Source organism: Sphingomonas sp. PAMC 26605, assembly GCF_000241485.1.
In the GTDB taxonomy this organism is placed as follows: Bacteria; Pseudomonadota; Alphaproteobacteria; order Sphingomonadales; family Sphingomonadaceae; genus Sphingomonas.
Map to the genome: position 1 here is coordinate 27,562 of NZ_JH584243.1, position 19,113 is coordinate 46,674.

The 19,113-nt window shown below is 60.6% G+C and carries 16 protein-coding genes and 1 pseudogene; 9 read left to right on the top strand and 8 right to left on the bottom strand.

Going from position 1 to position 19,113, the window contains the following annotated elements; genetic code table 11:
• Window positions 1-240: hypothetical protein (locus RH90_RS24440; RefSeq protein ID WP_232280439.1), on the top strand; the 240-nt coding region annotated here is incomplete at its 5' end.
• A 573-nt stretch (window positions 241-813) separates the two neighbouring features.
• On the opposite strand, the gene RH90_RS22270 is transcribed toward RH90_RS24440, so the two are convergent.
• Entirely contained in the window at window positions 814-1,428 is a 615-nt protein-coding gene (locus RH90_RS22270; RefSeq protein ID WP_232280440.1) for a TetR/AcrR family transcriptional regulator, read from the bottom strand.
• A gap of 100 nt (window positions 1,429-1,528) precedes the next feature.
• On the opposite strand from RH90_RS22270, the gene RH90_RS24640 reads away from it, so the two are divergent.
• The 5 genes and pseudogenes from RH90_RS24640 to yghU all read left to right on the top strand — a co-directional run bounded on the left by RH90_RS24640 (window position 1,529) and on the right by yghU (window position 3,822).
• Complete coding sequence (locus RH90_RS24640) at window positions 1,529-1,744, top strand: SDR family NAD(P)-dependent oxidoreductase (protein WP_010188324.1); 216 nt, start codon at window positions 1,529-1,531, stop codon at window positions 1,742-1,744.
• Window positions 1,745-1,772: 28 nt separating this feature from the next.
• Window positions 1,773-1,949 carry a hypothetical protein gene (locus RH90_RS24850; protein ID WP_442852477.1) on the top strand — a complete coding sequence of 59 codons (177 nt, stop codon included), beginning with the start codon at window positions 1,773-1,775 and terminating at the stop codon, window positions 1,947-1,949.
• A gap of 70 nt (window positions 1,950-2,019) precedes the next feature.
• Entirely contained in the window at window positions 2,020-2,232 is a 213-nt protein-coding gene (locus tag RH90_RS24090) for a short-chain dehydrogenase (RefSeq protein WP_232280441.1), read from the top strand.
• A gap of 36 nt (window positions 2,233-2,268) precedes the next feature.
• Entirely contained in the window at window positions 2,269-2,958 is a 690-nt protein-coding gene (locus RH90_RS19640) for a glutathione S-transferase family protein (protein WP_010188338.1), read from the top strand.
• 11 nt (window positions 2,959-2,969) lie between these two features.
• Window positions 2,970-3,822: pseudogene (gene yghU / locus RH90_RS19645) on the top strand (glutathione-dependent disulfide-bond oxidoreductase).
• Between the two features lie 1,058 nt (window positions 3,823-4,880).
• Here the strand turns inward: yghU and RH90_RS19655 are convergent.
• The 7 genes from RH90_RS19655 to RH90_RS19685 form a co-directional block, all read right to left on the bottom strand.
• The gene (locus tag RH90_RS19655; protein WP_081477044.1) at window positions 4,881-6,512 is read right to left on the bottom strand and encodes a carboxylesterase/lipase family protein; all 1,632 of its coding nucleotides are present in this window, start codon (window positions 6,510-6,512) and stop codon (window positions 4,881-4,883) included.
• A 23-nt stretch (window positions 6,513-6,535) separates the two neighbouring features.
• Window positions 6,536-6,982 carry a hypothetical protein gene (locus RH90_RS23680; protein WP_157134762.1) on the bottom strand — a complete coding sequence of 149 codons (447 nt, stop codon included), beginning with the start codon at window positions 6,980-6,982 and terminating at the stop codon, window positions 6,536-6,538.
• 25 nt (window positions 6,983-7,007) lie between these two features.
• Entirely contained in the window at window positions 7,008-7,817 is an 810-nt protein-coding gene (locus RH90_RS19665) for an alpha/beta fold hydrolase (protein ID WP_010188348.1), read from the bottom strand.
• 6 nt (window positions 7,818-7,823) lie between these two features.
• Window positions 7,824-9,167, bottom strand: coding sequence for an MFS transporter (locus tag RH90_RS19670; RefSeq protein WP_037493873.1), 1,344 nt, complete (start codon window positions 9,165-9,167; stop codon window positions 7,824-7,826).
• A 97-nt stretch (window positions 9,168-9,264) separates the two neighbouring features.
• Entirely contained in the window at window positions 9,265-10,227 is a 963-nt protein-coding gene (locus tag RH90_RS19675) for a VOC family protein (RefSeq protein WP_010188357.1), read from the bottom strand.
• 30 nt (window positions 10,228-10,257) lie between these two features.
• Window positions 10,258-11,118 (bottom strand): fumarylacetoacetate hydrolase family protein, encoded by an 861-nt coding sequence (locus RH90_RS19680; RefSeq protein WP_010188360.1) that lies wholly within the window; start codon window positions 11,116-11,118, stop codon window positions 10,258-10,260.
• A gap of 27 nt (window positions 11,119-11,145) precedes the next feature.
• The gene (locus RH90_RS19685; RefSeq protein ID WP_010188363.1) at window positions 11,146-13,620 is read right to left on the bottom strand and encodes a TonB-dependent receptor; all 2,475 of its coding nucleotides are present in this window, start codon (window positions 13,618-13,620) and stop codon (window positions 11,146-11,148) included.
• Window positions 13,621-13,752: 132 nt separating this feature from the next.
• Between RH90_RS19685 and RH90_RS19690 the strand changes: the two genes are divergently transcribed.
• The 3 genes from RH90_RS19690 to RH90_RS19700 all read left to right on the top strand — a co-directional run bounded on the left by RH90_RS19690 (window position 13,753) and on the right by RH90_RS19700 (window position 19,005).
• Window positions 13,753-14,661, top strand: coding sequence for a LysR substrate-binding domain-containing protein (locus tag RH90_RS19690; protein ID WP_010188364.1), 909 nt, complete (start codon window positions 13,753-13,755; stop codon window positions 14,659-14,661).
• 128 nt (window positions 14,662-14,789) lie between these two features.
• Window positions 14,790-16,466, top strand: a complete 1,677-nt coding sequence (locus RH90_RS19695; protein WP_081477046.1) for an FAD-dependent monooxygenase — start codon at window positions 14,790-14,792, stop codon at window positions 16,464-16,466.
• Window positions 16,467-16,716: 250 nt separating this feature from the next.
• On the top strand, window positions 16,717-19,005 hold the full coding sequence (locus RH90_RS19700; protein ID WP_081477047.1) for a TonB-dependent receptor: 2,289 nt from the start codon (window positions 16,717-16,719) through the stop codon (window positions 19,003-19,005).
• Window positions 19,006-19,113 lie beyond the last annotated feature (108 nt).

Below are 19,113 nucleotides of genomic sequence, written 5' to 3' on the forward strand. Positions count from 1 at the left end.
GCTCAAACTGGAGGAAAAAATAGGGGGGACGTCACTTTTCAAGGACGCAAGATCGAGTTCGATGAGCCGAAAATTACCGCTCGACGCCGTTTGTATGGCGAACCCCTCCGTCGCGACGCGCGCCTTTTCTACGTCGCGGGCGGCGCCAACGACTTGAGCGCCATGAGCAACAAGGACACGCGCGGTTTCCGCCCCGACACCAGCCGACACGCCAGTGATCAACACCCGAAACCCGCCTAACTCAATCCCTTGAAGGACCTCGTCCGCGGTTGACGCTGCTCCAAACATATTGTCACCATATCCTGCAGCAGCTGCACTAACGAAGCCCGGCTTGAGCCGCTATGAGCCGCCCCGGGTCTACCGGAGTTCACTGAATTAACTTACGCGGTCATGCGGGTTTCGTCGAGCATGTCGTAGTGTCCTTTTCGGCGTCGGCCGGCGGACTTTTGCCGATCGGCTCCAAAGTAGTTCAAGGTTGAATCGGTCTACAGATCCAGGGGTCGCGTACCTGGACTACCAGGCGGGTCTTCTCATCAAGGTCGAGCTGTTCCCCCGAAACGCACAAGCACCCCATCAATGGCAAGGCGGCCGTGGGCCACACTTACATTACGGCAATATTGACTCCGGGGGGCCATGAGCGGGCGTCCGAACCTGCGGCTTGACTGCCAATGGAGAATGCAGCCACCTGCCCTGTGCGTGGCATCTGGCGTCCAATTGTCTTGCATTGAATAACGAATGTGATGGTAGGCGGGCAAGGTTCGCGCTTCGGGTGGCGAGCCACCGCCGAGGAGGCTGGCCTAGCCAAACAAAGCCTCAAAAGGAGACCTGAGCCGTATTGCGATCTTTGTCCGGGTACGGCCATTTGGAGAGAGCGACGGTCACGATATCATTCAGCGTTGCGCAATCGCCGAGAGCGCGGTGCATGACGCCGAGGCTTTGGACAATACCGCAATAGAACCGCGACAGTCTCAAGGGATCGACCGTGTCGGCAATCTGGCCACTGTCGCGCGCGCGGACAAACGCCGCCTCGAACAAGGCTTCCATGGCGCGCATGTTCTCCGCGATTTGCAACTCGGTCGGCATGCCGCCGCCGCCTGCGATGCAGGTATTGGTGATGAGGCACCCGCGGGGTCGATCCGACGTGCGCATTCGTTCGACGATCGCATGGAGCATGCGCGTCAGCCCTACCAACACGTCAGGATCGCCGAGGTGACATAAAGGCGCGGCACCCTCGGTCTCGCCATATCGCACCAGCACCGCGCGAAAGAGCGCCGCCTTGTCGCCGAACGCATTGTAGAGGCTGCCCCGTCCAAGCGAAGTCGCTGCTTCCAGGTCCTGGATCGACGTCGCGTCGTAGCCCTGCCGCCAGAACACGCGCGCCGCGCGGTCGAGCACCTCTCCCCTGTCAAACCGTGCCACGCCTGCCATGCCACGCCTTAGCACGAAATTAAATCGAACGCATCCTTGACCGTTTGTTACAAGAAGGCGCATATCGCGAACCATCGGGCCTTCATCTGGAGACGCCATCTTGCTCGAAAATCTCAAGGTCGCGCTGATCATCGGCGCCGGAGCGGGGCTTAGTGCTTCACTCGCTCACAAGCTTTCGGCGGCTGGGCTGAAAGTGGCGCTCGTGGCGCGACATGCAGACAAACTGTCCGACTTGACCGCCGAGACAGGCGAGACAGGCGAGCTGGCTTTTTCGTGCGACCCGCCGATCCGGCCGATGTCGCAGGCTATTCGATGACGTACAGGCCAAACTCGGGGTGCCAGACGTGGTGATCTACAACGCCAGCGGTCGAGCACGCGGGCCGATAACCGAGCTCGATCCGGCCGAGGTCTTGCAAAGGCTCGCGGTCACTGCGTTCGGCGGTTTTTTGGTTGGGCAGCAGGCCGCGCGAATCATGGTCGAGCGCGGATCGGGCGTCATCCTTCACCGGCGCTTCTGCTAGCGTGAAGGGGCATTCCGGATCCGCACCGTTCGCGATGGGCAAGTTCGCGCTGCGCGGGCTGGCTCAAAGCATGGCGCGGGAGCTTAGCCCTAAGGGCGTATACGTCGCGCATATCGTTATCGATGGGGCGATCCGCAGCGCGACGAGTCCCAACCCGGCGGAGAAGCCCGACAGCCATCTCGACCCCGATGCGATCGCCGACACGTATTTGTCGGTCATCGCGCAGCCGCGCAGCGCGTGGACGCACGAGACCGAGTTGCACCCGTGGGCCGAGCGTTTCTGACCCGACACCCCGTGAACCTCACAAAGGAGCCCGAACATGATCACATTCTATTATCACCCGTCCCCCAACCCGGCGAAAGTCGCGCTGTTTCTGGAGGAAGCCGGGCTCGATTACGAGATCGTGCCAGTCGACACGCGCAAGGGCGATCAGCACGAACCGGCATATCTCGCGATCAATCCCAACGGCAAGACGCCAGCGCTCACCGATGGGAACGCGACCTTGTTCGATTCTACCGCGATCCTGCTATATCTGGCGAAAAAGACCGGCAAATTCATGGTCGATGAAGCGTCGCCGGAAGGCGCGCAAATGCTTTCATGGCTGATGCTCGTGGCGACCGGTATCGGCCCTTATTGCGGCCAGGCGGTGCATTTCAAGCATTTCGCGCCTGAGCCGAAGGATTATGCCGTCAACCGCTATATGTTCGAGGCAGAGCGCCATTGGCGACTGATCGATACGCAACTCGGCAAGGGCCGCTATATGGTCGGCGACAATTACTCGATCGTTGATATGTCGGTTTGGGGATGGGCGCGGGCGATCCCGTTCATCTTCGGCGAAACGGCATGGGCGGACTATCCCAACGTCAAGCGGCTGGTCGACGAGATCAGCGCGCGACCCGCCGCTGAGCGCGTCGCCGCGCTCGCCGGGAAATACAGCTTCAAGCAGGAAATGGACGATGCCGCGCGCGCCGTCATGTTTCCGCAAAACCAGCGGCCCGCGACCGCCTGAAGGAGACGATCATGGCCGATACCGACACCAAATATATCCCGCCCAAAATCTGGAAGTGGGACAAGGAGAGCGGCGGCAAGTTCGCCAATATCAACCGTCCCGTCTCCGGCGCGACGCATGACAAGCCGCTGCCGGTCGGCAAGCACCCGTTCCAGCTTTACTCGCTCGCCACGCCCAACGGCGTGAAGGCTACGATCATGCTCGAGGAATTACTCGAGCGCGGCGAGACGGGAGCCGAATATGATGCCTGGCTGATCCGCATAGTTCGGCAGCTGCTTCGTCGATGTGAGCCCCAATTCGAAAATTCCCGCCCTGATGGACCGCAGCGGCGCGTTCCCGATCCGGGTGTTCGAATCGGGCGCGATCCTGATACATCTCGCCGAGAAGTTCGGCGCGTTCCTGCCAACCGATCCGGCGACCCGCGCCGAATGCCTTTCGTGGCTGTTCTGGCAGGTCGGCAGCGGCCCCTATCTCGGCGGTGGCTTCGGCCATTTCTTTGCCTATGCGCCAAGCAAGATCGAATATGCCATTGACCGCTTCGCGATGGAGGTAAAGCGCCAGCTCGATGTGCTCGACAATCGGCTCGCCGACAACGAGTATTTGGCGGGCGACGAGTACACCATCGCCGATATCGCGGTGTGGCCATGGTATGGCGGCATGGCCAAGGGACTGCTATACGACGCGGGCGAGTTCCTTCAGGTGCAGGACTACACCAACCTTCGGCGCTGGGCTGACCAGATCGGCGAACGCCCCGCGGTCAAACGCGGCCAGATGGTTAATCGCAATTTCGGCGATCCCGCCAGCCAGTTGCACGAACGTCATGATGCGCGCGACTTTAAAACCAGAACGCATGACAAGATCTGACAATCGTCCGAAGCATAACTCGGTGTTCGGTACGAGCGGTACCGATTTGAGAGAAGCCCGACGAAGTCGAAGCTTTCTACGAGCGTGGAGAACAAATTTCAATCTTGCACCGCCTTGCCGCTCCTCGGCTGGGAAAGGTTCGGCGGGCGGCGGGCGGCGCCAGCGCAGAACGCGGCTGGCGACCGTTGATCGTCGACGGAGGAAAGGACTGCCCGGTTTGCCGCTGGTATGTCGGCCACGTCCCTGCGATACAGGATAAGTTCGCCGATCTTGGTGTCACGGTATGGCGGTCTCGGCCGATCCGATGGACCGAGTGTCCAAGGAGGTGGATGAGGAGGCTGGACCCTGCCCCTCTCGGCGAGACTGAACTAGGACTACATGCGGACCCCCGTCCTCTATATCTCGTCACCCCGTTCGCGCGCCGAGGCCGATCGCAACTTCGCCGAACCCGCGATGTTCCTAATCGGTCCGGCTAGCGACGTGCGCTCCGTCGATATCTCGAGCGCGCCCTATCTACGTCCCCACTTGGATACACTGCGGGGCTGAATCCGCTTAGTTCGAGAAAAGGATTAGCCCATGGGGTCGGGGGCCTGACGCTTAGCGAGTTGCACCGGGCGCCTGGCTGTCGTCAGCCTTGCCGAACTGCTTCTGGCGAGCCCCCGAGGCATCAAGAGCACCATCGCCTTCATTAACAGCAATACTCGGATGAACTCGCGTCGCCCATTGATAACGAGGCGCGCTCGCCATGCGCACGTTCCAGCCGCGGCTGCCGCAATCGGCGGCGCAATGGCGGCGATCTGTTTCCTCGTCACCGTGTCATTCCTGTACAGCACGTCAAGCGTTGCCCCGCCCAGCTACGACAAAGCCCTGACCATCTCGCCCTTTCCGGGTCACTTCCCGCTGGTGACACATCTTTAAATCCATATTCGCGGAGTCGAAATAATTGTGAATACTGTTCAAGTATAGGCAGACTCTAGGAAGGGCGAAGGCGAAAAGGCTTCAGGTAGCGCAGAATATTTGTCAGATGCGGAGTCGCTTCCCTAATCGAGAGTCAACCATTAGGGAAGAATTGTTCGCCAACGGTGGGATAGGCGGCCCGCCTTGCGAAACGATCGAATGAAGCGGAATCGATGGGTACCGGCTTCAGCGGTAGACTTCGCGCCAGCCGGCCCGATAGCGAGGACATCGGATCCCGGTCCCCTATATGCTGGCCAAGTCGGCAAGCCTGGGCCATTTGGGTCCCCTCTCCCCGCGAAGTTTGTCCAATAAGTGACCATCAAGTCAGCTGTTGCCCGATCGCGGGCGTCAGCCTCCACATTTCCGCTAACTAGCAATGGAGTCCGAAGATTGCTGAACACGTACTTTACCTCCGCGCCATGATTGGCGATCGGCGAGTATGGTGAGGTGAACGAGAACTGATAGGCGTATACTCCGTTCCGTCTAGCCTTTTCCTGCAGCGCCAGCATCTCCCAGGTCTGCTGGGAAATGACGAGATCCCCGATAAGCCTTTCTGCGGAAGATTTCGGATCGGTCGCCGGATACGCGGTCTCTGCTGCCGCCCTCCGATCCCTGCCAAACAATTTGGCCGCTGCCTCGCCAAACGCTTGCGGTGTCGTGTGCGGCAGCGCTCGAGGGAGGAACAACGGATTCTCCTCCTGCGCGTTCCAGCCCGCGAGCAGCGGCACGTTTGCCGCTCTCCCACGCGCGAACACCGCCGCCGGCGCATCGTCGAGCACATAACCGTCGACGCTTGGGGCGAAGGCCGTCGTGCCGGGATCCCGCCGAACGTCCCAGCGCCCCGCGATGTTGATTTGCTCGGCAGGTATTGCCCGAAGCGCAGCGATACCGGTCGCACCCATGCGTTTCTGGAAGGCGATACCCCTATCGATGGCCTCGGTGTGGGTTGCGAGTGAGCCGTGCTCACTGTCCCAGAACGCGCCGCTCTCAGCAATTGCCTTTGCGAAAAGGCCTTTCGCCTGCGGCGAGGCCATCAGCATTCCCACCGCATGTGCGCCGGCTGATTGGCCGAAGATTGTGATGTTTTGCGGGTCACCACCGAACGCCGCGATATTAGCGCGCACCCAGCGAAGGGCGGCGATCTGGTCCTGCAGGCCGTAATTGCCCGATGCCGGCCCTTCGTGGTCCAGCGCGGGATGTGCTAAGAAACCGAAGACGCCGAGCCGGTAGTTGAAGCTCACCAATACAACGTTGTGCCGCGCTAGGTTGGAGCCATCATAGAGGGGCTGTGCCGAAGAGCCGAACTCGAACCCGCCGCCGTGAATCCACACCATCACCGGACGCTTCAGGCCAAACTGTTTAGACGTTGTACTCCGAAGGGTTGTGCTACTGGTTGAGGCGACCGGTGGCGCCCAGATATTGAGCGTAAGGCAGTCCTCGCTTTGCACTAGGGCCGCCGCCGGGCCCGGCAAAGGCGATGCGAAGCAGGGCATCCCGAATTGCGTCGCATCAAGCGGCGTCACCCACGCCGGCGTCGGCTGCGGCGGCCGCCAACGAAGCGGGCCAACCGGTGCCGCCGCATAGGGGATGCCCTTGAACGCTATCACGCCGTCGTCCAGCACCGCACCGCGCACTTCTCCTGATCGGGTGACGACATCAGCGGGCGGAGTACTCGACGCCTCACCGATCGTAGGCAACAGGAGCGCAATCAATACGAGAAGGATTTGTCTCATCTTCAATCTCAATCCGGCAAGGGTTAAATGGTCAGCGGCGCGGTACCAGCGGGATCTTGTCGCAGAAGGACAGGGACAATGTCTCGTCGCTCGGCCTCGACACGCTCGCGTAAGCGCGAAAGCATCTCAGACACCGATCGGCGATGCCCGCCCCAATCCGTCGCAACCTTTGTTGATGGCCAGCGCGCCACATGATGCGCTGCAGCTTCGTGGTAGGCGCTCAGAAGACGACGATAGGCTATCAGCGCCGGCTTATCCGCCGCATCGGTCGAGCTTCGCAGTTGTGGCGTTATCACGCCGTCGAGAAGCTGGAGAGGGCGTCGAAGCGCCCGCGAAAAGCGCAGCCTCACAGCGTCGAGCAGGCCGCCCGGATAATCGGCGAGCCGAACCAAACGCTCCAGTTCTAGTGCACCGTGCCCGATCTCCTCGTTGATGGTCTGCAGGTCGGCTAGTAGCCGGTTGCCCGCCACCCCGCTGCTGGCGAGAGGCGAGGGCTCAAGCAATGCTGGAACCGGCCCGGGTCTGCGCGTGGGCGTCGGCTTGCTCCATGAACGCCGCGAGCAAGGGATTGAAGGCGGGCATAAGGTTTGGAAAATGATTGGTCGATGCCACGATCTCATGCCGGCCGCCGCCGACTTCAGCAACGCGCCGCCCGACTGCGTCGAATGCAGCGCTCCACCCACCGGTCACGACCAGCAGCGGAACACCGGCAGCCTTGATTGTCTCAAGCTCGGCGCGCAGCGTCGCGGCGGTAGGCACTTTGAGTTTCGCGATACCAAGCCCCATCGCTTTCAATTCAGCGCGATCCGTGCCGCCTCGGATCCCGCTGGGAATACCGACCAACTTGGCAAAACGGCCGGCGCGGCGCTCGGGGGAAAAGGAGAAGATCATCGTCGTCACCAGCTTCAGCACGAAGCGACGGACCTCGGGAATGTCGGTCGCGAGTTTCTGCATGCCCGGTTCGATCAGCGTAAGCGACCGCACAGCATCCGGACGCCTGGCTGCGGCCGCGAGAGCGACGCAGCCGCCGAACGAATGCCCGACGAGATGCGCGCCAAAGCCGAGCAGATCCGCGACCCAGGCGCCATCGGCTTCGGCGTCGTCGGGGCGCCCCAGCGCCGGGCTGGCGCCGTGGCCGGGTCGGTCTGGAACCATAAGTTGCCATCCGTCAGCGGCCAGCGCCTCCTGCGCAGCGAAATGACCGTCGCCTCCGATTTTGCTCCCTTGTGCGCTGCCATGGACGAGGACGACACTGGGACCGGTATGACCCCAGCGGGTGACATGGATTTTGTCAGGCATCGACATTGCGTCCTATTCCTTTTCGGCGGTGAGCGCCGATATCTGCGCCTCGGCTAAGCCGCGTAAGCTCATAAGCGTCAGGCCCGCCAGCACTGCGGAGGCGCCGAACACCGTCGAAACCGTGGCACGGCCGAAGCCCGCGGCAAACAACCATCCGGCCAGTAACGGCGCGACCGCGCTGCCGATCCGCCCGATCCCAATGACGAATCCGGCCCCTGATGCGCGCCCCTCGGCGGTGAAGCTGATTGCGAACGTCGCGTACAACCCGGCGATCCCGCCGTAGAGGAAGAAGCCGCAAACGCCCGCCGCGGCGACCAGCAAAGGCAGAGACGCGGGTGTCAAGCCGAACGCCGCAGTCGCGCCGCCGAGGCCGACCAGCGAAAACACAGTCAGCCGATTCAGTCCGCCCCGGCGCGAAAGCCAGCCAAGCGTAAGCCCGCCCGCGATACCGGCCAGATTGGCAACCGCCGCAACTAGGCTCGCCGTTGCAGGCGGAAAGCCTGCTTGGGCGACCATCTGCGGCAGCCAACTCAACACGTAATAGACCGCCATCACGAAAAGTAGATTGGCCAGCGTAATCCGGATTGTCGTCGCGACCTGCTGCGGCGCGAAGACTGCGGCATAGCCGGCGCTACCCTTCGCGGGCTCCGGCGGAAGCGTCGTCACGGTGCCAAGCCCGGACCGGGCGAGCAGCGCGTTGACGCGCGCCAGATTGCCGGCACGGGGCCGTGCGAGTAGAAAAGCGAGCGGCTCTGGCAGGAACAGCAGGACGACCGGTATCAGCACGCATGCCGCCCCGACGCCGGCAAGGAAGACAGCGGGCCACCCGAAGCTTCTCAGCAGTGCGGCCGACGCTAGCCCGCCAATCAAACCGCCAAGAGGGTAGCCCATTGCCATAAGCGACAGCGCGAGCGCCCGGCGGCGAGCGTTGGCGAACTCGGCGGCGATTGGATTGATTACTGCGACCATCGCACCGATGCCGAGGCCCGTCAGCAAGCGCCACGCAATAAGCGGCCACAGGGATGGTGCGAACGCCGAAAGCAGCATGCCGGCCGCCATCAGGACCAGGCTGCCGAGTACCAGCCGCCGCCGCCCGACAACATCGGCGAACGGCGCCAGCACGAGACTGCCCAGCGCCATCCCGGCCAGTCCGGCTGATAGTAATCCACCGAGCGCCGCCTTGCCGATGCCCCACTCGTGGGCAATCGCGGGAGCGGCGAAGGTGATAGACAGCACATCGTAGCCGTCGAGCGCAGACAGGGCGACGGTGACAGCCACCGCCGCCACCCGCATGCGGCTCATCGACGCCTCTTCGTAGCTCTCGCGGAGTTCGGCTAAAGACGCCTTCGCACTCATGCCCCCGCTAGGTCCGTACCTGCATGATCCAGATGCGCGGCAACAGCCGCGACGAACAACATCGTGAACAAGAGCACGTTCGGATGGCCGCTGGTCCTCAAGCGGGGACCGTCTCATTCGAGCGGCGTTGGAACGCTCGCGGATCGGCTTCGTAATTGTGAACGAAATCGTGTGGTACATCCGGCCCCCAATTGGCGAGACTGTCTTCCATCTGGTAATTGGTCGGCGTCCACAGCGCGTAATCGTCGATATGATCCATGTCCGAATAATATTCGAACCATGATCCCCAAGGGTCTTGGATATAGTGGAAGAAGTTCGAGCCGATCGTATGACGCCCGAAACCCCAGTCGCCGAGCTTCACTTTGGCGAGTAGAGCGCGGCCGCCGCGGCCGACCGTGTCTGGGTCGCTGACCATGAAACTACCGTGATGAAAACCTACACCCGGCGATTTTGCGAATGCGACGACATGGTGGTCACTATCTTTACGGGCGCAGCAGAATGCGATTATGTCCTGCGCACGGTCGGCCAAGCCCATGCCGAGCGCGTCGGTCATGAATGCGACGCTCGCCGGCACGTCGGGGCTGAATACGAGTATATGGCCGAGCCGGAGCGGCTTTGCGGGCGCATAGGAAGCACCTGGTAGCATCGCCGAGCGGCGTTTGCGGACAGTTAGTCCGGGCGCGTTGACTTGAAACGGCTCGACTGCTTCAAGTTCGCGGTCAGCGGGGCGATCGGACAAGTGGATCAGCATGCCGTGCGGATCCTCGACCCATAGATCGTTGTCCTCGAAGCCTCGCGGCGCGGCCGCGACCCTGCCGCCGTGCTCAAGCGTCTTCGCCGCCATGTCGTCTAATTGTTCCGCCCGTAGCGAGATATGGTGCAGCCGCTTGCGCGGATATCCCCCTAGCAGCACGATCGATTCGCGCTCTTGACCCGGACAGCGCAAGCGCCCGACATCGCCTTCGACATCAGCGACTAGTCCGGCATCAGTATAGAAAGTCACGCCTTCGTCGAGCGACGGTACTTCGAGCGTGAAGGAGAGAGGTCCCAGAACCGGCATATCGTATGTCCTCGCTTTTGCGCCCCGCTGTCAGATCGTCGGCGCGATGACCTTGTTCTCGATCGCACCGATCCCGTCGATCTCGCAGCGGACGACATCACCCGGCTTCAGGAACCGCGGCGGGTCCATGCCCACACCGACCCCTTCTGGCGTACCGGTGGCGATCAGGTCGCCGGTTTCCAGCGTAAATGCGGTCGAGAGATAGCCGATCTGCGCCCACAAATTGTGGATCATCTGACCGGTATTGTTGCTCTGCCGCAATTCCCCGTTAACGAAGCAGCGCAACGTCAGAGCATGTGGATCGGGCACCTCGTCAGCGGTAACGATCCACGGTCCGATTGGACCATGCGTATCGAACGATTTGCCCATGGTGAAGGTCGGCGTGTGGAATTGCCAGTCGCGCGCCGATACGTCATTGGCCACGAAATAGCCGAATACATGTGCGGGCGCGCCGGCTTCGCTCACCCTTTTCGCAGGCATTCCGATCACCGCGCCCAATTCGACCTCATAGTCGAGCTTCTCGGTCACACCCGGATCAATATCGTCGTACGGTCCAGTGATGCAGGTCGTCTGCTTATTAAACCATGTCTGATGCTTCGCTCGCGCCACGCCCAGCTTGTCTGCTTCTTCCAGATGCTTGGCGTAGTTCATACCGATCGCAAGATACTTGCCGGGGCGTTCGATCGGCGAGAGCAGACGAAGGCCGCTCAACGCCAGCACCGGACTGGTCCGGTCGATCAACTCGCGCAACTCATCAAGCGCGTCGGTTCCGGCGCCCGCGATGGCCTGGATCGTCTTCCATCGGCATCCGGCCGCGACCAGGTCGATTACCCCGCCGCCCTTGACAGCGCCGATCTGCGCGCCGTCCTTCTCAAACCGTACCAGCTTCATTCGACTACTCCGTCTGTGCTTAGGCTGTCAGAACTTGACCGAGGCCCGCGCGCCGTAAGTGCGCGGCGCCGTCGATCCGCCGACTAACGTATTCGCGAGTGGGTGGGTGACCGCGAAGTTAAGGATGCGACTATCTTCGATGTTTCGGACGAAGCCAGCGATCGACCAGCGATCGGAAGCCGGACCGAACGAGACCTGCGCATTGGTCATCCAGGTGGATCCTACCAACTGCTCCGGCAGGTATTCGAAGCCAACGGTGCGACTGGTCTTGTACTGAGTATCGACGCCGGCAACGACCTTGTATAATCCGACGTTAAAGCTTTGCTGCGCCGCCATATTCAGAGTCCATCTAGGGGAATTATAGCCTTGCTTGCCTGCACAATTAACGTTGTAGAAGGCTGGATTAGCTGCGATAGCGTAAGCGCAACCAGTTAGCGGAGCTCCCGTCGCGCTACCTTGCTGATAAGCAAATGACCGATCACGGGCATCGAGATACTGGACGTCAGCGCTAACTAGAGTAGTCTTGGTCACCAGCACGCGTCCTTCGACCTCCACGCCTTTGATCTGAGACTTGCCGATATTTTGGATAAACTGCGCGGTCCGACCGCTGAGATCAAGGCCCAGGTGCGATACCTGTTGGTTGTTGTAGTCCCACAGGAATCCCTCGACGTTCAACTGCACGCGGTTGTCGAAGAAGCGGTTCTTCAGACCTACAGTGTAGGCGGTGATAGTCTCTGGCTGATAAGTCTCGAAGCCCTGAGCCGCGGAGAAGCCTCCTGAACGATATCCTGACTCGACCGTCGCATATAGCAGCGACCGCGGTGCGAGATCGAATTCGACGCCCCCGTGATAGGTGACGCGATCGTTGGTCAGCCTGTCGTTGAAAGTGCTGTCGGTGCGCACGACAATTGCGCCCGACGCGCCTTGCGGGATCGGCGCGGGTCCGGATGGCACAGCAAATGGCACCTGAGAGAGCGTGTCGACCGTTGTAAAGAGGTGCGCATTAGGACATGTTGGCACGCCCGCAACGCGCACCACGCAAACGAGATTTAGCGCCGTCGTGTTTCCGACGAAACTCTTGATATCCTTGGAGTAACGCACGCCGCCGATGACGCGCAGTCGTTCGGTCAGATGCGCGGTCAAACGTCCGAATGGTGCAAAGGAGCGAGTTCGGTAATTCTGGATCAGAAAGTTCTCCGCCGCTGACAAGTTCAGCGCAGTCCGATTCCGAATCGTCTCGTCGTAGTAATAGCCGCCGAGCGTGTAATCGAAAATCCCAATCCGGTTACCTGTGAATCGAGCCTCTATGCTGAATTGCTCGTCCTTCTCGCGATTGCGATACGGGAAGGCGGCGGCTTCGGCTAAATAGTTCAAGGATGCGTAGCGCCACGCCGGGATGATTGTCAGGGTGCCGGCGCCGGTATCATAGTCGATCTGCGCGTTGGCACCGTAAAAGTTGTTCCGTTGGAACGGATACGGTGCGATCGCGTCCTCTTTGCGGCCGGAGGGGCCTGCGGTGATGGTTGTGCGATATGCCTGTGCCGCGGGGGTGTAGAGACCGTCGGCCAGAGTTAGGCCTGACAGCACCGTTGCGTAACGGCCGGCAACGGGATTATAGCTGTAGTTGCTGATGTAGGAGACGCCCGCGCCGATGCCGCCAACGTGGCTATAGTCGCCGGCTAGACGAACCGTTAGTGCGGGGGTGAGTTTGACTTTCATTTGCACTCGGAGCGATGTCGTATTATCGTCCGACGTCCCGTCGCTGAGATAGCCGTCATGCCGAGAAGTGCTCGCTGAAACTCGCAAGGCACCGGTCTCGCCCAAGGGCAAGTTGATCGCACCTTCCGCCACCACCGCGTTGTAGTCACCATAGCTCGCCGTCAGATAGCCTGAAAGGTCGCCTAGCTTAGGTTGAGCAGGTATCAGGTTGATGGCACCGCCGGTGGCGTTGCGGCCGTAGAGCGTTCCCTGCGGACCCTTCAGTACCTCGATCCGATCAAGATCGTAGAACAAGCCGTTCGTCGACGTGGGGCGCCCGATGTAGACGCCATCGTAATTGAACGCGATCGCAGGGTCGCTGTTGGGCGTTAGTGTGAAATTGCCGACGCCGCGGAGGAAAATAAGGTTGCCCGTGCTCGACGGCTGGATTGTCAACGCTGGCGCGAGTTCGCCAAGCCGGCCAGGTTGGGTGATGCCGGCCGCAACAAGATCGGCGCCCTGAACCACACTGACCGCAACAGCAGCACGCTGAAGGTTTTCAGAGCGGCGCTGAGCCGTCACAATGATGTCCGCAAGCCCCTGCTGCCCTGGCGTCGCGTTCGCCGAGGCCGCATCGGCCGAGGTCGCGGGACCTTGCGCAAGAGGTGCCGCCGGTGCAGCGGGATCGCTCTGCATCGCGGGTCGGACCGGAGGGGCGTCTTGGGCCAGTACCGGAACGGCAACCATCGCAAGCGTCGTTCCTGACGCGGCAACCATTAGCCTCAACTTATTCGAACCCGTCATCAGCCCCTCCTCGAGCAACGGGGCGGATGGCCCCGATAAGACATCTCCGCGTCTTGTGGGCAAACCTTAGACCAGTTCGGGCGATATGAAATGATGGCAAAACTGTCTAAGTGTTGCTAAACCGGTAACACAATGAAGCTGGCTCATCTTAATCATCTCATTGCCGTAGCGGAGCTCGGTGGGCTGCGCCGGGCAGCACGCCATCTCGGGATCGCCCAGCCGGCGATCACACGCAGCATTCAGGAGTTGGAGCACGAACTGGGCGTGACGCTGTTCGAGCGAAGCGCGTCAGGAATGACGCTGACACCGATCGGAAAAGCGTTCGTCAGGCGCAGCACAGCCGTGCAACAGGAGCTGGAGCGCGCGCGCGACGAGGTCCAACAGTTAAAGGGCATCAGCGCAGGAACGGTGTCCATCGGTCTGTCGACCGCCCCGCATGTGTCGATGTTGCCGATGGTACTCGAGCCCTTCCGACGCCGCTATCCCGAGGTCCGGCTTCGAATTACGGAGGGTCTGTTTCCTGCAATGGAGGCGGACATTAGGAGTGGAGCAATCGACTTCTACGTGGGACCATTGGCTGAAGAGACTCTGGCCGGTGACTATATCGCTGAAAAGCTGTTCGATAACCGTCGTGTGATCCTTGCCAAGCGCGGCCATCTATTGCGCCACGCGACGTCTCTTGCCGAACTAGGCGATGCGCGTTGGGTCGCAACCTCGGTCACCATGGATAGCGAGGCCGAGCTGTGGCCACTGTTCCAACGCCATGGCCTGCCAAAACCTATAACCGCCGTACAGGCTCAAAGTGCGCTGTCGATGATCACGGTTGCCGCCGCGTCGGATATACTCGCGATGCTGCCGCAGCAATGGCTCGCGTTCGTGCGTAGCAGCAGATTGCTAGTTCAGATCAAGGTTAAGGAAGAACTTGCGGCGCCTGCTATCTGTGTTGTGTTTCGATCGCGACTGCCGTTGACGCCGGTCGCCCAGCATCTCTGCGATCTGTTTCGCCGCTCAGCTTTGAATCAGCCGCTTCTCACCCGATGATAGAAAACAGGTAACACCACCAGCGTTTTGCCATCATTTTGCAATCGTGACCGCTAGCCTAACAAAGATCCGTGTGGCGCAGGAGACGCCAGCGGGAGTGATGCTCCCGTTCGGTAGGAGCGGTGTAGATGAGCACAAACTATGATGTCGTCATCATCGGGGCGGGGCCGAGCGGACTCGCTCTCGCAATCGAACTTGGGTCGCGTGGGGTGCGATGCCTCCTGAGCGAACGTAATGACCGGGTGGGTTACGCGCCTCGTGCCAAGACTACCAACGTTCGCACGCGCACCCACCTCAGGCGTTGGGGGATCGCCGACAAGTTGGCCGCGGAGTCGCCGTTCGGAGTAGACTATCCCTCTACCGTAAACTTCGTGACCCGCCTCGGTGGCTTCGGACTCGCGCGCATTGAGAACGCCTCGAACTGCCATCCGGCTCGCAACGACCTCTACCCCGAGCACGGGCAATGGGTACCGCAGTACAAGCTCGAACAGGTGATGCGCGAGCATGCTGAGACCCTGCCCACGATCGAGTTACGCTTCAGTACCGAATTCGTATCGGCAACGCAGCAACCGGACGGCGTCGACCTGCTCTTGCGCAATCGCACCTCGGGTGAAGAATTGCCTGTCCGGTGTGGGTATGTGGTCGGCGCGGACGGCGCTCGGAGTGCGCTGCGCGATGTGATCGGCGCAACAATGCACGGCACCTACGGGCTGTCGCGCAATTACAACATCGTTTTCCGCGCACCCGGGCTAGCCGAGGCACACGGGCACGGAGCAGCGACGATGTACTGGCAGGTCAACCCGGCAGCCCCGAGCCTGATTGGGCCGATGGACCGCGACGATATCTGGTTCTTCATGCCGACGCGGTTGCCAGAAGGATTCAAGATCACGTCCGACACGGCGGCGACGCTGATCCGCGAGGCGACGGGAATCGACCTTCCCTATGAAATCCTTAGTAGCGACGAATGGGTTGCCAGCAGCTTGATCGCCGATCGGTATCGCGACGGGCGTATCTTCCTCATAGGTGACGCCTGCCACCTCCACCCGCCGTTCGGCGGTTATGGCATGAACATGGGGGTGGCGGACGGTGTCGATCTCGGCTGGAAGTTAGCCGCGATGGTGCAAGGCTGGGGCGGCCCTGCGCTGCTCGACAGCTATGAGATCGAGCGCCGGGTAATACACGAGGAGGTAATCGCCGAAGCCGCGGCGAACCACGCCGTGCTTTCGAATGATTTCTGGTCGGATGGACTTGAGGAACCTGGCGAGGTTGGCGATGCAATGCGCCGTGTCGTGGGTGAGCGAATTGCGGCACTCAAGCGACGCGAATTCCACACGCTAAAGACCGTACTTGGCGGTTGCTATAAAACATCTCCGGTTCTGGCGATCGACGACGATATCGCGCCGACTCCATCCGAGGATCGGCGCTATATACCGTCAAGCCGTGTCGGCTGCTTGGCACCGCATGTCTGGCGCGCCGATGGGAGGTCGCTCTATGACCTGTTTGGGAAAGGTTTCGCGCTCGTCGCCCGGTTCGATGCAGGGAGCGAGCAGACGAACAAAGCGCTCGCCGATGCCGCCAGGCGCGGCATCGCGTTGGCTGTCATATATATCACCGAACATGAAGCGATCGGGCGTTACGATGTTCCGCTGACGCTCGTACGCCCCGATCAACATGTGGCCTGGCGCGGGAGGTACTGGTCGGATGGTGTGTTGGATCTTGTCGCCGGTTGGTCGCACGCTGAGGTCGATGCTGTTGGTTCTCGGACGCACGAACCGCGTGTCGGTACGCATAATGCGAATGTGTAATTCATCACGTTGTATCGACCTGTCCCACGGTCGATCCACCGGCCGGTTGTTTCGTTGACCTCCTCCAAGAACGCCGAGAAGATAAGAATGCTTAAAGTACTGGGTTCGGAACGGCGATAGCTATTCGGTAACACACCAGTAATTTTGCCATCATTTGCTAACGGTATTTGACTGCTTAAAAGACCGGTAAGAGACGCGCAGACGTTCAGAGGCGAACAATTCGCTCGACATCACGGAGAGGGGAATTTTCATGAATCCGCACAAGTTTCGCCTATTGGCAAATGCTTCCATTGTAAGCCTCGCCCTCTGTGTTGCCGTCCCCGCGCATGCGGCTTCGCGGGACGCGGCCGGTGAGCCGCCTAGTGCGGTCGGCGCGCAGCAGCTTCCGGCATCGCCGGGAGCCACCCAACCTCTGGCCGATGTGCAAACAGCCGCAGGTACGCCCGTCACCGGTGGCCTTGCTGATATCGTCGTGACGGCGCAGCGTCGGTCGGAGAACCTGCAGAAAGTGCCGATCGTGATCACCGCGATCAGTGGCCCGCAATTGGCGGTCTCCGGTGTCACCAGTCTGGCGACGCTTAACACCGTCGCACCAGGCTATAACTCCCGCAACGTTTCCGGTGCCTTTCAACCCTATCTGCGCGGTATCGGAACGTCGAGCAACGTCGTTGAAAACCCGGTCGCGTTGTACATTGACGGCGTCTACATCGCGCAGCAGCGCGAAGGCCTTCGCGAGCTGCCCGATATCGAGCAGCTGGCGGTGCTCAAAGGTCCGCAAGGCACGCTGTTCGGGCGCAATGCGACCGGCGGCGTAATCCAGATAACGACCCGCGCACCCTCTAAGACGCTGGATATAGAGGGTTATGCCGGCATCGACAATTACGCGACCGTGCGAGCCGGTGCCTTCTTGTCCGGACCCCTCGCTGACAATATCGCGGCCAGCCTTTCGATTGATTACGCACATCAGGGCAACGGTTACGGCACCAACCGCGTCACCGGCGACGATACCTTTCAGCTCCTGCATTCGCTGTCGCTGCGCGGCAAGGTTCGGTGGGAGCTCGACGGCAGGACCGATGTGACGATCATTGGCGACTATATGGACCGGCGTGAGCGAGCATTTACTTTCGTGCCGTATGACGGGACGACCTTCGTTAGGCCGATCGGGGCATTGTCCAGTAAATTTGACACTTACTCGCAAATTGATCCCTTCACAGCCTTCAAGGGGGGCGGGGCGAGCGTCGAAATTGATCATGATCTCGAATTTGCCAAGCTTGTCTCGATCACCTCTTACAGGCAAGGTTCGACGAGCTATTTGTTCGACGACGCCCCAACGCCCGTCCCGATCTTTTATGTCCGCGTCAATCCCGGTAACCAACCCAATCATGATTTTACTCAAGAAATCCAGCTGGTCTCCAAAAACAACAGCAGCTTCACGTATACAGCGGGCGTGTTCTATTATAATAATCGTCTGGCCAATCAGGTAGAGCGGGACTTCTTCCCCTCCTTTTATCGCGCGACCGTAGGACCACCCACGGTGAACCAGCGGACGGATACGACCGGTGTTGAGGACACGGAGTCGGTCGCGCCGTTCGGACAGGTCGGCATCGGATTGTTCACAGGCACGAAGTTGACGCTCGGCGCCCGGTGGACCTACGAGAAGCGTCAGTTGCACGACGGCCTGATCGTTAGCACCCGATACAATGGCGCCGTCGTAAACGCACCGTTCACGCCGCCAGCGCTGACGATCCGCAAACCGACATGGCGGATCGCGCTCGATCATCAGTTCGGGCCGGACGTGCTGGGCTACGTCTCATACAATCGCGGCATCAAGAGCGGCGGTTTCAATATTCTAAACCCCTCCAATCCTGCCTATCTACCCGAGCGCCTCGACGCTTATGAAGCCGGAATCAAGACCGAAGTGTTCGATCGCCGGCTGCGCTTCAACGTTGGTGGCTTCTATTACAATTATGCGAATCTTCAGATTACGCAGTTCGTTGGCGTTACTCAGAGCATCGTGAACGGCGCGAAAGCGGAACTATACGGCCTGGACGTCGACTTCAATGCGCGCCTAACATCGGAACTCAGCCTGTCGGGTGGTCTTGAAGCGCTGCATGCCAAGTTCACCAACTACCGGAACGCGGTCGGCAGTATCGTCAGACCCGATGGCGGCGCAACCCTGATCTCAATCGATGCGTCGGGTCGGCGCATCCCGCAGGCGCAGAACTTTGTTGCATCCCTTTCAGGCGACTATCAGCGCGAGTTCAATTTTGGTTCGCTGCATTACAACCTCACCGGGTCATACAACGGCGATTATTATATCGAGGCGGACAATTTCCTGCGGCAGCCGGCTTATGGATTACTCAGCAGCTCGATCGCTTGGACCTCCCCCGATAAGCATTATACGGTTTCGCTATGGGGACGAAACCTCCTCGACGAGCGGATAATCTTCAATGCGTCGAGCCAGGGAGTCGGATACCCAGTATCCTATGGCCAGGCTCCGCGGACTTACGGTTTAACATTCAAGGTTGGCTTCCGCTGATGGCGACGAACTGTCGCGACGCGAATGATCGTGCGACCGGGCGCTTCAGGTAGATGCCGCTCGGGCAAAATATTGCCGGCCTGTCCTGCCGCGGTTGTCTTCGGGCCG

Coding starts and splice junctions, on each gene's coding strand:
- RH90_RS22270 (WP_232280440.1), bottom strand. CDS start 1,428: ATGGCAGGCGTGGCACGGTTTGACAGGGGAGAGGTGCTCGACCGCGCG.
- RH90_RS24090 (WP_232280441.1), top strand. CDS start 2,020: ATGGCGCGGGAGCTTAGCCCTAAGGGCGTATACGTCGCGCATATCGTT.
- RH90_RS19640 (WP_010188338.1), top strand. CDS start 2,269: ATGATCACATTCTATTATCACCCGTCCCCCAACCCGGCGAAAGTCGCG.
- RH90_RS19655 (WP_081477044.1), bottom strand. CDS start 6,512: ATGAGACAAATCCTTCTCGTATTGATTGCGCTCCTGTTGCCTACGATC.
- RH90_RS19665 (WP_010188348.1), bottom strand. CDS start 7,817: ATGTCGATGCCTGACAAAATCCATGTCACCCGCTGGGGTCATACCGGT.
- RH90_RS19670 (WP_037493873.1), bottom strand. CDS start 9,167: ATGAGTGCGAAGGCGTCTTTAGCCGAACTCCGCGAGAGCTACGAAGAG.
- RH90_RS19675 (WP_010188357.1), bottom strand. CDS start 10,227: ATGCCGGTTCTGGGACCTCTCTCCTTCACGCTCGAAGTACCGTCGCTC.
- RH90_RS19680 (WP_010188360.1), bottom strand. CDS start 11,118: ATGAAGCTGGTACGGTTTGAGAAGGACGGCGCGCAGATCGGCGCTGTC.
- RH90_RS19685 (WP_010188363.1), bottom strand. CDS start 13,620: ATGACGGGTTCGAATAAGTTGAGGCTAATGGTTGCCGCGTCAGGAACG.
- RH90_RS19690 (WP_010188364.1), top strand. CDS start 13,753: ATGAAGCTGGCTCATCTTAATCATCTCATTGCCGTAGCGGAGCTCGGT.
- RH90_RS19695 (WP_081477046.1), top strand. CDS start 14,790: ATGAGCACAAACTATGATGTCGTCATCATCGGGGCGGGGCCGAGCGGA.
- RH90_RS19700 (WP_081477047.1), top strand. CDS start 16,717: ATGAATCCGCACAAGTTTCGCCTATTGGCAAATGCTTCCATTGTAAGC.